The following is a 12,944-nucleotide window of genomic DNA, read 5'->3' as shown; positions in this document are numbered from 1 at the left end:
CTCGCCTTCGCCGGCGAGACATGAGGTGTGTGATGGGCTTCGAAGGTCAGGATTTCAGCGACATCGCCGGCGGCGTCAGCCCCGCGTTCATCGACACGCTCTACGCCCGCTACAAGTCCGCGCCCGACAGCGTCGAGCCGGGCTGGCGCACCTTCTTCGAAGGACTCGAGGGCGCGAGCAGCTCGCCGTCTTGGACCAACCAGCGCTGGCCGCTCACCACCACCGACGACCTGACCGCCGCGCTCGATCCGACGCAGATGGAGCCCGCGCCCAAGCCCGCGAAGGGCGGCGCGAAGCCCGCCTCGACTGCCCCCGCCCCTTCGAAGGACGACATCATCCGCGCCGCGGGCGATTCGATCCGCGTACAGATGCTGGTGCGCACCTACCGCGTGCGCGGCCATCTGGCGGCGAACCTCGACCCGCTCGGCCTCTCGGGGCTGCGTGAGTTGCCCGAGGATCTGAAGACCGAATATTACGGCTTCACCGACAACGACATCGACCGGCCCGTCTATCTCGGCGGTACGCTCGGGTTAGAGTGGGCAACCGTACGCGAGGTCGTCGACACGCTGCGCGCGAATTACTGCGGCAATGTCGGCCTCGAATACATGCACATTGCCGATGTCGAGGAGCGCCGCTTTCTCCAGGACCGCATGGAGGGCAAGAACAAGGCGATCGAGTTCACGCCCGAGGGCAAGAAGGCGATCCTCAACAAGGTGATCGAGGCCGAGCAGTGGGAGAAGTTCCTCGGCCGCAAGTACGTGGGCACGAAGCGCTTCGGCCTCGACGGCGGCGAGAGTATGATCCCCGCGCTGGAGAGCCTGATCAAGTACGGCGGGGCGGCAGGCGTCAACGAGATCGTGTTCGGCATGGCGCATCGCGGCCGGTTGAACGTGCTCGCCAACGTGATGAGCAAGCCGCTGCGCGTCATCTTCCACGAATTCGCGGGCGGCAGCGCCAACCCCGACGACATCGGTGGATCGGGTGATGTAAAGTACCACCTCGGCACCTCGACCGACCGCGAGTTCGACGGCCACAAGGTGCACATGAGCCTGGTCGCCAACCCCTCGCACCTCGAGGCCGCTGACCCGGTCGTGCTCGGCAAGATCCGCGCGATCCAGACGATCGCGGGCGACCTCGACACGCACTCGCGTTCGCTGCCCGTCCTGATTCACGGTGACGCCGCCTTCGCGGGGCAAGGCATCGTTTGGGAGTGCTTCGGCTTCTCCGGTATCCGCGGCTACAACACCGGCGGCTGCGTCCACTTCGTCATCAACAACCAGATCGGCTTCACCACCAGCCCGCAGTTCGCGCGCTCCTCGCCCTACCCGTCCGACGTGGCGAAGGGCGTCCAGGCGCCGATCTTCCACGTCAACGGGGACGATCCCGAGGCGGTCACCTTCGCCACCAAGATGGCGATCGAGTACCGGCAGAAGTTCCACCGCGACGTGGTGATCGACATGTGGTGCTATCGCCGCTTCGGCCACAACGAGGGCGACGAGCCGGGCTTCACCCAGCCGATCATGTACAAGGCGATCCGCAGCCACCCGGGCGTCAGCGACATCTATGCCCGCCGGCTGGTGCAGGAAGGCGTGGTCGACCAGGCGTGGGTCGACGAGAATGTGAAGCAGTTCACGACGCGGTTGGAGGACGAGTTCGAGGCAGGCGCGGCGTACAAGCCCAACAAGGCCGATTGGTTCGCGGGTCGCTGGTCGGGGCTCCACGCGCCGGCTGACGCCGACAGTCAGCGTCGCAGCGTCGATACCGGCATCGAGCCCAAGCTGTTCGACGCGCTCGGTCGGCTGCTGACGACGATCCCCGACACAATCTCGGTCCACAAGACGTTGTCGCGCGTGCTCGATGCTAAGCGCGAGATGTTCAAGTCGGGCGCGAACTTCGACTGGGCGACCGGCGAGGCGCTCGCGTTCGGTTCGCTCCTATCGGAAGGATACGGCGTCCGCCTGTCGGGCCAGGACTCGGGCCGCGGCACCTTCTCGCAGCGCCACGCCGTCTGGGTCGACCAGAACGATGAGCACAAGTACGTGCCGCTGTGGAACGTCGAGCACGGCAGCTTCGAGGTACTCGACTCGCCCTTGTCCGAGTACGGCGTGCTCGGCTTCGAGTACGGCTACGCGCTCGCCGATCCGAAGACTTTGGTGCTGTGGGAGGCGCAGTTCGGCGACTTCGTCAACGGCGCGCAGATCATGATCGACCAGTTCATCACGAGCGGCGAGGCCAAGTGGCTGCGCGCGAATGGTCTGGTGATGCTGCTGCCGCACGGCTACGAGGGCCAGGGTCCGGAGCATAGCTCGGCCCGGCCCGAGCGGTTTCTGCAGGCGTGCGCGGGCGACAACATCCAGGTCGCGAACTGCACCACCCCGGCGAACTATTTCCACCTGCTGCGCCGGCAGATGCACCGCAACTTCCGCAAGCCCCTGGTCGTGTTCACGCCCAAATCGCTGCTCCGCCACAAGCTGGCGGTGTCGAGCGCGGCGGACTTCCAGCGCGACACGCATTTCCGCCGCGTGCTTTCCGACCCGGCGGCGCCCGCGGATGCGGCAACGAAGCGGCTGGTGCTGTGCACCGGCAAGGTGTCGTACGACCTGATGGAGGCGCGCGATGCCGCCGGCGACGAGCACACGCAGATCGTGCGCGTCGAGCAGCTCTACCCCTTTCCGACGCAGTCGTTGGTCGAGCGGATCGCGCGGATGCCAAACCTCGAAGAGGTCGTCTGGGCGCAGGAAGAACCGCGCAACAACGGCTATTGGTTCTTCGTCGAGCCGTTCATCGAGGAAGTGCTCGGCATGGCGAACTGCCCGGTCAAGCGTCCGCGCTACGCCGGCCGCGCCGCTGCCGCCTCACCCGCGACGGGCCTGATGAAGCGCCACCAGGCCGAGCAAGGCGCGCTGATCGCCGACGCGCTCGGGCATAACGTGCGCGAGGAAATCCGCCGCACGCGCGAGGCCGACACTACCAAGAAGGCCGGCTCGGCCGGCGCTTGACCCCTTCGCTCAACACAGGAAAAGATCATGGCAACCGAAGTTCTGGTGCCCACGCTGGGCGAATCGATCACCGAAGCGACCGTCGGCGAGTGGCTCAAGCAGCCGGGCGACAAGGTCGCCGCCGACGAGCCGATCGCGAGCCTCGAGACCGACAAGGTGTCGGTCGAGGTTCCCTCGCCGGTGGCGGGTGTGATGGGCGAGCACGCGGTCAAGGTCGGCGACACGGTGGAGGTCGGCGCGCTGCTGGCAACCGTGGACGCGGGCGGTTCGGCACCTGCGCAATCGAGCGCGCCGCAGCCCGCCGTGACGCAGTCGCCGGCGAGTTCGCCCTCCCCCTCTCCGTCGCAGGGTGACGCTGCCCCCGTCGCGGGCGGCTACGGCAACCACGGCACCGCGCCTGTAGCGGGCGACGGCCCCGCCGCGCTCTCGCCCTCGGTGCGCCGCGCGGTGCTGGAACACGGCGTTGATCCCTCGACGATCAAGGGCACCGGCAAGGACGGCCGCATCACCAAGGAAGACGTGGCCACCGCAGCCTCGTCCAAGCCTCAGACGACCGCCGCACCCGCCGTCGCGGGCGCGTCGTCGGACGGTGGCGCTGCCACCGCCGGCCGTGCGTCTTCGCGTGGCGAAGAGCGCATAAAGATGACCCGCCTGCGCCAGACGATCGCCAAGCGATTGAAAGAAGCGCAGAACACCGCCGCGATGCTGACGACGTTCAACGACGTCGACATGACCGCGGTGATCGAGGCGCGCGCCAAGTACAAGGACCTGTTCGAGAAGAAGCACGGCGTCCGCCTGGGCTTCATGGGCTTCTTCGTGAAGGCCGCGACGATGGCCCTGAAGGACATCCCATCCGTCAACGCATCGATCGAGGGGGACGAGATCGTCTACCACGACTACGCCGACATCTCGGTTGCGGTGTCGTCGCCGGGCGGCCTGGTCGTGCCCGTTATCCGCGACGCGCAGGACCTGTCGGTCGCGGGCATCGAGAAGACGATCGGCGACTTCGGCCGCCGTGCCAAGGACGGCACGCTCAAGATGGACGAGATGCGTGGCGGCACGTTCACGATCTCGAACGGCGGCGTGTTCGGCAGCCTAATGTCGACTCCGATCATCAACCCGCCGCAGTCGGCGGTGCTGGGCCTCCACCGCATCGAGGATCGCCCCGTGGTCGTGAACGGCCAGGTTGTGGTGCGCCCGATGATGTACCTCGCGCTCAGCTACGACCACCGCCTGATCGACGGTCGCGAGGCGGTGACTTTCCTGGTCGCGCTCAAGAACGCGATCGAGGACCCGACTCGCATCCTGATCGACCTGTAATCATATCAAGCGTCACCCCGGCCTCGGCCGGGGTCTCGTGCTTCGGGGCGCACCCGCTCCTGCCGCGCGAGACGCCAGCACCTTCGCTGGCCTGATGCCCGGGAGAAGTACGATGGCTGAATACGACTACGACGTGCTGGTGATCGGTGCCGGCCCCGGCGGCTACGTCGCCGCGATCCGCGCCGCGCAGCTCGGGCTCAAGACCGCGTGCGCGGAGAGCCGCGAGACACTGGGCGGCACCTGCCTCAACGTCGGCTGCATTCCGTCGAAGGCGCTGCTCCACGCATCCGAATATTTCGACGCCGCGGCGAACGGCGCGATGGCGAAGATGGGCATCAAGGTGACGCCCGAGCTCGACCTGGAGGCGATGCACGGCCAGCGCCGCGACGCGGTCAAGCAGCTGACCGGCGGGATCGAGTTCCTGTTCAAGAAGAACAAGGTGACGTGGCTGAAGGGCCGCGCCGCGTTCGAGGACGCGCACACGGTCACCGTCGCCGACCAGAAGGTGACGGCGAAGAACATCGTCATCGCCACCGGTTCGACCGTCACGCCCTTGCCGGGTGTCGAGATCGACCAGAAGGTTATCGTTGACTCGACCGGGGCGCTCGAACTGCCAAAGGTGCCCGAGCACATGGTGGTGATCGGCGGCGGCGTGATCGGGCTCGAGCTCGGCAGCGTGTGGCGCCGGCTGGGTGCTAAGGTAACCTGCGTCGAGTTCCTCGACCAGATTCTGCCCGGCTTCGACGGCGACATTCGGAAGGAAGCGAACAAGATCTTCAAGAAGCAGGGCATCGAGTTCAAGCTCGGTACCAAGGTTACCGGCATCACGTCGGACGGGTCGACCGCGACAATGACGCTGGAGCCGGCCGCGGGCGGCGAGGCGACGACGCTGACTGCCGATTGTGTGCTCGTCTCGATCGGTCGCCGCGCCAACACCGACGGGCTCGCGCTCGACAAGATCGGACTGTCGACGAACGGACGCGGTCAGGTCGAGACCGACCACGACTTCCGTACCTCGGTTGACGGCGTGTGGGCAATCGGCGACGTGATCCCGGGTCCGATGCTCGCGCACAAGGCCGAGGATGAGGGGATCGCGGTCGCGGAGAACATCGCCGGGCAGCACGGCATCGTGAACCACGACGTGATCCCGAGCGTCGTCTACACCTGGCCCGAGATCGCGGGTGTCGGCCTGACCGAGGAGCTCGCGCGCGAGCAAGGCGAGGTCAAGGTCGGCAAGTTCCCGATGATGGCGAACAGCCGTGCCAAGACCAACCACGAGCCCGACGGCTTCGTGAAGATCATCGCCGACGCGAAGACCGACCGCGTCGTCGGCGTCTGGGCGATCGCCTCGGTCGCTGGCACGATGATCGCGCAGGCGGCGCAGGCGATGGAGTTCGGCGCGACGAGCGAGGACATCGCCTACACCTGCCACGCGCACCCGACGCACTCGGAAGCGATCAAGGAAGCCGCGATGGCAGTGACGGGCAAGCCGATCCACATCTGATCGGCATCCAAGTCGACTCACGCAGACGGCGGCGGTGCAGCGATGCGCCGTCGTCGTTTCCATGTCGGTGACCGAAGTTTAACCCGGCCATCACGGCCGCGACAGCGGCGCGGGTGCACAAGCGATGCTCCATCAAGGAGATACATCGTGAAGCACGCAGCGATCGTTCTGGCACTCGCCTCCTCCGCGCTCATCACCACTGCGCCCGCCGAAGCGAAAGGCTGCCTGAAGGGTGCCGCGGTCGGCGGCGTCGGCGGGCATTTCGTCGGCAAGGGTCACGCGGTCGCCGGAGCCGCGATCGGCTGCGCGGTCGGGCATCACCGCGCCAAGGTCGCCGCACGCAAACAGGCGGCGCAGGCGCACCACGGCTGATCCGTATACGCGGGGGCGACGGCTTGTCGGTCGTCCCCGCGCCTGTCTGCTCCCATCCTTGCGTGCGCGCCTTCCACGTCGCATGACCGCTGTGGCACGCTGCTGTCTCGGCTGCGTCAAAGAGGCATTTGGACGATGAAGATCAGCGCACGCAACCAGTTCCCAGGCACGATCACCGCGATCAATCCGGGCGCCGTCAACGGCACGATCAAGGTCGACATCGGCGGCGGCAACGTCGTCACCTCCTCGATCACCGAGGAAGCGATCGCTGAATTAAGCCTCGCAGTCGGCGACCGCGTCACCGTGCTGGTGAAGGCAAGCGACGTCCTGATCGGCAAGTGACCCGCGACGCGCTCGAACAGCGCTGGCTGGTGCTGACGCGCGAGACGATGCCAGCGCTCGCTGGTCCACGCGGCTGGCCGGTGCGCAACGACCATTGCTTTCAACGCATCCTGCTCGACGCCGCAGTCGGTGGCGTGTGGTACGACGCGATCCCGAAGCGCCCGGCCTACGCCCACGCCGACACGGCGCTGCTCACCCGCGCGATCGAACTCGGCAACGCGGTGATCGATGGGCGCGCCGACCTGTTCGCACTCAACCGGCAATCGCTTGCTTGGCGGGGCAAGATGCCGGCGTGAAGCGAACGAGTGTAAGTCGAACAACTGATCCGATCGCGAACGCCAGTCCGCGACACCCCAGCGCCAGCCAAGCTGGCGACGCGGATCGGACACGCTTGTTCGGCAGCGATGCACTGTCTGAGCGGCTTATCGGCCACTAAGTTCACGAGCCTGCAAACCCGGTGATCTCGCGATCTAATCGTTCGTCCCTTGCATCCGCTCGTTTGCGTCCTGCGGGGCACGATGCGAAGTCCCGGTGCTTATTTTCGCGCCGTGCTGACACCGCCCTGTTCATCTACGCCGCTAGAGCCGGCGATTGCGGCTCGCGCCGATCTGCTATCTTTCAGCCGCGCTTGCTGGCGTCCCGCTGCGCAGTGATAGAGCTCCAGCCGTGTCCCGCTCGATTCTTCCGTCGACCTGCGCTTCGACCTGAAGGTGATTGCACCGCCTCCGGTACGTCCGATCGCGGATGGCCGAAACATTGAAGAGGCCTAGCTGCTTACCCGCTGAACAACGCTTACCCATTCGTCACCGGTAGCAGATGGCGATGCGAAGCATTCGCTAGGTCGGATCGCGTCCGTCTGGAACACGTGGCAACGTCAATCCATTCGCCGACGTTCGCTGCCGCACTCCCGTCGCAACACTTTCACGCGCCTATCTAATATCAATCGTTGGCCTGCTCCGCCAAGTACCACAACCAAGGAGCGCACCGACCCCCGTGCGGCGGTCACCCCGTCGCGCGGGCGCGGGCGATGGCGGATTGCAGTTGGTCGATCGGCAGCGCGCCGGTCAGCACCTGATCGCCGACGACCCAGCTGGGCGTACCCGTGATGCCGAGCTTGGCCGCGGTTTCCAGATTCTCGCGGATCGTCGCGTCGGCGTCAACGGGCAGCCTCGACAGGTCGACCCCGCTGGTGCGCGCCGCCTCGGCGATCGTCGCATCGCTGACTGGCCCGGCGGCGTAGAGCGCGTCGTGGAACGGCTTGAACTTATTCTGCTGCGCCGCGGCGAGCGCGGCGCGCGCGGCGACCCGGCTCTCCGCCGACAGGACCGGCAGTTCCTTGAACACGATCCGCAATTTCGGGTCCTGATCGACCAACTTCTGCAACACCGGCAGCGTCGCGCGGCAGAAGCCGCAATTGTAGTCGTAATATTCGACCAGCGTCACATCGCCCTTCGGATTGCCGATCCACGCGCCCGCGTACGGCTCCTGGATCGCGCCGCGGCTCGCCGCCACCGCGCGCGCGGTATCGCGTTCCTGCAGCTTCTGCATCGCCTGCGCGATCAGCTCGGGGTTGGTGAGGACGTAGTCGCGCACGACGCGCTCGACCCGCGCCTTGTCCGCGCTGCCCAGATCGGACGGCGCGACTCGGTCAGCGAGGAACATGCCGCCCGCGCCGAAGGCCGCGCCCAGCGCCACCATCCCCAACAAGGTCGCCCGGTTCATCGCCGCTTCTTCTTGCCCTTGTCGATCACGTCCTGCGACGTCATCGAAATGTCCTGCGCGCGGATCCAGTCGGGCGAGTTCTTCGGCAAGCCCGCCAGCGCCATGCGCGCACGCACCGCCGCGGTCGCCGTGTCGCCGGTCAGGCTCGCCTGCTCCGCGCCGGCGAGCGCCGCGCGTGCCTCGTCACCGGTCGCTTCGTACACGGTGCCGAGCTGAAACCACGCGAACGGATTTTCGTCATCGCGCTGCACTGCGACGCGCAGCACGCGTTTCGCCTCGTCGTAATTGGCGGGGTTCTCGGTCGCGATCAGCGCGTGGCCGTACGTCGTGCCGATCAGTGGATTGCTGCGCGTGCCCTCATAGGCGGCGCGCAGCGGCACCAGCGCATCCTTTGGCCGGCCGGCCTCAAGCAAGATCTGCCCGACGATCTCCTGAAAATACGGGTCGTCGGGCTTGGCCTTGACCAGCGCCGCCGCCTCGGCGTCGGCTTTGTCGGGGTAGCCTGCCTTGTGATAAGCGTAGGCGCGCGCGTAATGCGCGTAGATCGACTGATCGGTGTCCGGATATTCGTTGAGCGTCTGCTTCGGATCGGCGACGTAGCCGAGCAGCTTGGCCTTCACGCGCCGGAACCGCTCCTGCAAGGCGGAATCGATCGGCTTGTCGTATAAAGGCGATTCTTTCACGTCGCCTTCCAACGTCGCGATGCGCGTGCCCGACAGTGGGTGCGACTGCATGAAAGGATCGATGTTGCCAGTCCCGTAGCGATATTCCTGCTGCTGCAACACCTTGAAGAAGGTCAGCATGCCCTTGGCGGAGATGCCCGCCGTCTTCAGATATTTGATCGCGCTCGCGTCGGCGGTCGCTTCCTGCGTCCGCGTGAAGGCGAGATAATGCCCCATTGCGGCCTGCTGCCCCGCCGCCATCACGCCCATACCCGCCGCGCCGCCGCCCGCTGCCGCCGTGGCGATCCCAAGCACCATCGACAGCAGGTACATCGCCATCGCTGGCTTCTGTCCCGCATCGGCATTGGCGACGTGGCCGTCGGCGATGTGGCCCAGCTCGTGCGCGATCACGCCCTGCACCTGGTTTACGTTGTCCGCGGCCTCGATCAGCCCCGAATGGATGTAGACCGTCTGCCCACCAACGACGAAGGCGTTGATCGATCCGTCGTTGACCAACGCGAACTGGACATCGTTGGGGCGAAGTCCTGCCGCGGTCACGATCGACGCCGACATGTCGTGGAACAGCGACTCGGTTTCGGCATCGCGAAGCAGCGACTGCGCCTGCACCGGTGCGCCCGCGAGCATCGCCGCGCCCGCCAGCAACGTGACCAGTCGACGGATCACCTCGTGCCGCCAGCGCGAATAAGGGTCTGAGATATCAGTAAACGCATCAGCGTCATCATAACGCCGACCGTCGCGGGATCATAGCAGCGCATCGCCCGGACGCTTGCCGCAGCGGCGCTGAACCACTGCTGAAGCATCCGGGCGACGCGCCTTGCTCAACGCTCGATCAATTACCGAACGTACGCTGCCACCAGCCGCGACGCGGCGATGCGTCGCCATCCGATGCAGGCTGTGCGTCATCGCCCGAGGGCTCGGCGTTGACGGCGACCGGCGCCTTATCCGCTGATGACGGCGCGTCGGCCTGCGGCACCGCCTCAACCTCGGCAGGTGCGGCATCGGCCTTCTTGCGCCGCGTGCGCTTCGGCTTGGCCGGAGCCGCCTCTTCCGCAACCTCGGGCGCGGGCAGACCATCGGTGACCGGCGCAGCGTCGCCCGCCTCGACCGCTGACGCGTCCGACTTCTTGCGGCGCGTCCGCTTCGGCTTGGCGGGTGCTTCGGGCGCTGCTGAAGCATCGTCGGCCGCCGGCGCTTCCTCGACCGATGCGGTCGCGGGCTCCGCCTCGGCAGCAGCCGGCGCGTCGGGCGTCGCGTCCGCCGCACGTGCACGCGGACGGCGCCGCGTCTTCGGCTTGGCGGCAGGCTCGGGTGCCGCCTCAACCTCGGCCACCGGCTCTTCAATCACCGGCTCCGACGATGCCTCGACGGGCTGTTCTTCGGGTGCGGGCTCACTCACCGCTTCGCCCGCAACCTGCGTCTCGTCCGATGCGCCACCCTGTCCGTCACGGCGACGACCGCGGCGGTTGCGGCGACGACGACGGCCGTTGCCCTCGCCGCGCTCCTCGCGCGCACCATCGTCCGCCTCGTCGACGCTGGTCGACTCGTCCGCAGCATCGGCCTCGTCAGCGTCCGCTTCGACCGCCTCGCCCGCAGCGTCGGCGTGCGAGTCCTCACCCTCGCCGCGCCCGCGGTTGCGGCGTCCACGGCGGCGACGCTTGCGACGGCCGCCTTCGCGATCCTCGGAGTCGCGCTCGCGCTGGCCGCGCTCTGCCGGCGCTTCCTCCTCGACCGCCTCTTCTTCCTCCTCGACTTCGTACTCGTCTTCCAGGTCTTCCTCGACCTCGATCATCGGCGCGTCGAACTTGGGCGCATAGGCGGGGGGCGGACCGGCGGCCTCGACCGACATGCGCGCGCCCTCCTCCTCGCCGTCAGCGAGGATGTCGACCTGGACGCCGTAGCGGTCCTCGATCTCGGCGATGTCGCCGCGCTTGCGGTTGAGCACGTAGAAGGCGGCTTCCTGGCTGCACCGCAGCGTCAAGTGCGAGCCGCGGCCGCGCGCCGCCTCGTCCTCGATCAGGCGCAGCGCGGAGAGCCCCGCCGAGGATGCGGTGCGCACCAGGCCAGTGCCCTCGCAATGCGGGCACTGGCGCGTCGATGCCTCAAGCACGCCGGTGCGCAGCCGCTGACGGCTCATCTCCATCAGCCCGAACGACGAGATGCGGCCGACCTGGATACGCGCGCGATCGTTCTTGAGCGCCTCCTTCATCGCCTTCTCGACCTTACGGACGTTCGATCCGTGATCCATGTCGATGAAGTCGATGACGACCAGTCCGGCCATGTCGCGCAGGCGCAGCTGACGCGCGATCTCCTGCGCCGCCTCCAGGTTAGTCGCGGTCGCGGTCTGCTCGATATTGTGCTCGCGCGTCGAGCGGCCCGAGTTGATGTCGATCGACACCAAAGCTTCGGTCGGGTTGATGACGAGGTAACCGCCCGATTTCAGCTGCACCACCGGATGATACATTGCGGCGAGCTGATCCTCGACGCCGGCGCGCTGATAGAGCGGGATCGGATCGCTGTAGTGCTTCACCTTGCGCGCATGCGTCGGCATCAGCAGGCGCATGAAGTCCTTGGCCTGGCGATAGCCGTCGTCACCCTCGACGATCACCTCGTCGATGTCCTTGTTGTAGATGTCGCGGATCGCGCGCTTCATCAGATCGCTGTCGCCGTAGACGAGCGCGGGCGCCGAGGAAGACAGCGTCTTGTCGCGGATTTCGTCCCATAGCCGCGCGAGATAGTCGAAGTCGCGCTTGATCTCGGTCTTGGTACGCTGGAGCCCCGCGGTGCGCACGATGCAGCCCATCGACGACGGCAGCTCGAGGTCCGCCATGATCGCCTTCAACCGCTTGCGATCGCCCGCGTTCGAGATTTTGCGGCTGATCCCGCCGCCGTGCGACGTGTTGGGCATCAGTACGCAATAGCGGCCGGCAAGGCTCAGATAGGTGGTCAGCGCCGCACCCTTGTTGCCGCGCTCTTCCTTGACGACCTGGACCAGCAGCACCTGGCGACGGCGGATCACGTCCTGAATCTTGTAGCGGCGGCGCAGGTTCATGCGGCGCTGGCGCAGCGCCTCGACCTGATCGTCACCGTTCGAGCGGCGACCCTTGCGGCGGCGACCGCCTGCGTTCTCCGACGCGCCGTCTGCATCGTCGTCGCCGCCCGCATCGTCGACGTGATCGTCGTGCGCGTCGTCCTCGTCGGCATGATCGTCGTCGAGTTCATGCGCGTCGTCGTCGTCGTGGTGCGCGTCGTCGTCCTCGTCGAAGCCGGCATCTTCGGCGTCCAGCTCGGCGCGCAGCTTCGCTTCCTCGGCGGCATGCTCGGCCTCTTCACGCAGCAGCGCGTCACGATCCTCCTTCGGGATCTGATAATAATCAGGGTGGATCTCGGAAAAGGCGAGAAAGCCGTGACGGTTGCCGCCGTAATCGACGAACGCTGCCTGCAGCGACGGCTCGACGCGCGTCACCTTGGCGAGATAGATATTACCCTTGAGCTGCTTGCGCTCCGCACTCTCGAAATCGAATTCCTCGATCCGGTTACCCTTGACGACGGCGACCCGGGTTTCCTCCCGGTGGCGTGCGTCGATCAGCATACGCGTGGTCATTGAATGTTCTCCGCGCGCTGGGCCGTCCGGCTAGCGGTGCGCCCGCGCGATGATTGGACGCGCGCCGCGGATGACCGGGCGCGCACGATGTTGCAGAAAATGCCTTCGTCCACCGTGCAGTCCCAGGCGCCTGATGGCCGGGAAACGCCGCGCCCGCTCCGCCGGCTGAGGCCGGGCGGAACAGCGAACGGGCGGAATGCAACATGCGGACGTCAACCTGATGGCCCTGACACGACGGATCGTCGCTCGGGCAGTGTCACCGAAGCTTGACGTGCGCGTGCACTACTCCGGTCACACGACTGCTAGCATTGGTTAAGCCAGTCATCAACTGCCGGTTCTTGCAGGATTGCGGCAAGTATCTGCCGGCAAAACGTGCCGAACGCCGCGTTAACCCCGCTACG

The 12,944-nt window shown here is 66.7% G+C and carries 9 protein-coding genes; 6 read left to right on the top strand and 3 right to left on the bottom strand.

The annotated features are described in order from the left end of the window. Positions 1-32 precede the first annotated feature (32 nt). The 6 genes from BMW51_RS08885 to BMW51_RS08860 all read left to right on the top strand — a co-directional run bounded on the left by BMW51_RS08885 (position 33) and on the right by BMW51_RS08860 (position 6,833). The gene (locus BMW51_RS08885; RefSeq protein WP_093005559.1) at positions 33-2,999 is read left to right on the top strand and encodes a 2-oxoglutarate dehydrogenase E1 component; all 2,967 of its coding nucleotides are present in this window, start codon (positions 33-35) and stop codon (positions 2,997-2,999) included. Between the two features lie 27 nt (positions 3,000-3,026). Continuing rightward, positions 3,027-4,319, top strand: a complete 1,293-nt coding sequence (gene odhB, locus BMW51_RS08880; RefSeq protein ID WP_093005556.1) for a 2-oxoglutarate dehydrogenase complex dihydrolipoyllysine-residue succinyltransferase — start codon at positions 3,027-3,029, stop codon at positions 4,317-4,319. Between the two features lie 112 nt (positions 4,320-4,431). After that, entirely contained in the window at positions 4,432-5,823 is a 1,392-nt protein-coding gene (gene lpdA / locus BMW51_RS08875; protein ID WP_093005554.1) for a dihydrolipoyl dehydrogenase, read from the top strand. Positions 5,824-5,970: 147 nt separating this feature from the next. Then, complete coding sequence (locus BMW51_RS08870; protein ID WP_093005552.1) at positions 5,971-6,195, top strand: hypothetical protein; 225 nt, start codon at positions 5,971-5,973, stop codon at positions 6,193-6,195. A 135-nt stretch (positions 6,196-6,330) separates the two neighbouring features. Next, on the top strand, positions 6,331-6,537 hold the full coding sequence (locus BMW51_RS08865) for a TOBE domain-containing protein (protein ID WP_093005550.1): 207 nt from the start codon (positions 6,331-6,333) through the stop codon (positions 6,535-6,537). Then, entirely contained in the window at positions 6,534-6,833 is a 300-nt protein-coding gene (locus tag BMW51_RS08860) for a GCN5-related N-acetyltransferase (protein ID WP_177171606.1), read from the top strand. The genes BMW51_RS08865 and BMW51_RS08860 overlap by 4 nt, the downstream gene beginning before the upstream one ends. 706 nt (positions 6,834-7,539) lie before the next feature. On the opposite strand, the gene BMW51_RS08855 is transcribed toward BMW51_RS08860, so the two are convergent. The 3 genes from BMW51_RS08855 to BMW51_RS08845 form a co-directional block, all read right to left on the bottom strand. Beyond that, the gene (locus tag BMW51_RS08855; protein ID WP_093005548.1) at positions 7,540-8,259 is read right to left on the bottom strand and encodes a DsbA family protein; all 720 of its coding nucleotides are present in this window, start codon (positions 8,257-8,259) and stop codon (positions 7,540-7,542) included. Next, positions 8,256-9,602 (bottom strand): M48 family metalloprotease, encoded by a 1,347-nt coding sequence (locus tag BMW51_RS08850; protein ID WP_093005987.1) that lies wholly within the window; start codon positions 9,600-9,602, stop codon positions 8,256-8,258. Before BMW51_RS08850 ends, BMW51_RS08855 begins: the two co-directional genes overlap by 4 nt. Positions 9,603-9,771: 169 nt before the next feature. Further along, positions 9,772-12,531: a ribonuclease E/G gene (locus BMW51_RS08845; protein ID WP_093005546.1), complete on the bottom strand. Its 2,760-nt coding sequence runs from the start codon at positions 12,529-12,531 to the stop codon at positions 9,772-9,774. Between the last annotated feature and the right edge of the window lie 413 nt (positions 12,532-12,944).

The sequence above is a fragment of the Sphingomonas palmae genome, from assembly GCF_900109565.1.
Classification (GTDB): Bacteria; Pseudomonadota; Alphaproteobacteria; order Sphingomonadales; family Sphingomonadaceae; genus Sphingomonas; species Sphingomonas palmae.
Note: the sequence above shows the minus strand (reverse complement) of the source record. Positions and strands in the feature narration are given on the sequence as shown.

Coding starts and splice junctions, on each gene's coding strand:
- BMW51_RS08885 (WP_093005559.1), top strand. CDS start 33: ATGGGCTTCGAAGGTCAGGATTTCAGCGACATCGCCGGCGGCGTCAGC.
- odhB (WP_093005556.1), top strand. CDS start 3,027: ATGGCAACCGAAGTTCTGGTGCCCACGCTGGGCGAATCGATCACCGAA.
- lpdA (WP_093005554.1), top strand. CDS start 4,432: ATGGCTGAATACGACTACGACGTGCTGGTGATCGGTGCCGGCCCCGGC.
- BMW51_RS08865 (WP_093005550.1), top strand. CDS start 6,331: ATGAAGATCAGCGCACGCAACCAGTTCCCAGGCACGATCACCGCGATC.
- BMW51_RS08855 (WP_093005548.1), bottom strand. CDS start 8,259: ATGAACCGGGCGACCTTGTTGGGGATGGTGGCGCTGGGCGCGGCCTTC.
- BMW51_RS08845 (WP_093005546.1), bottom strand. CDS start 12,531: ATGCTGATCGACGCACGCCACCGGGAGGAAACCCGGGTCGCCGTCGTC.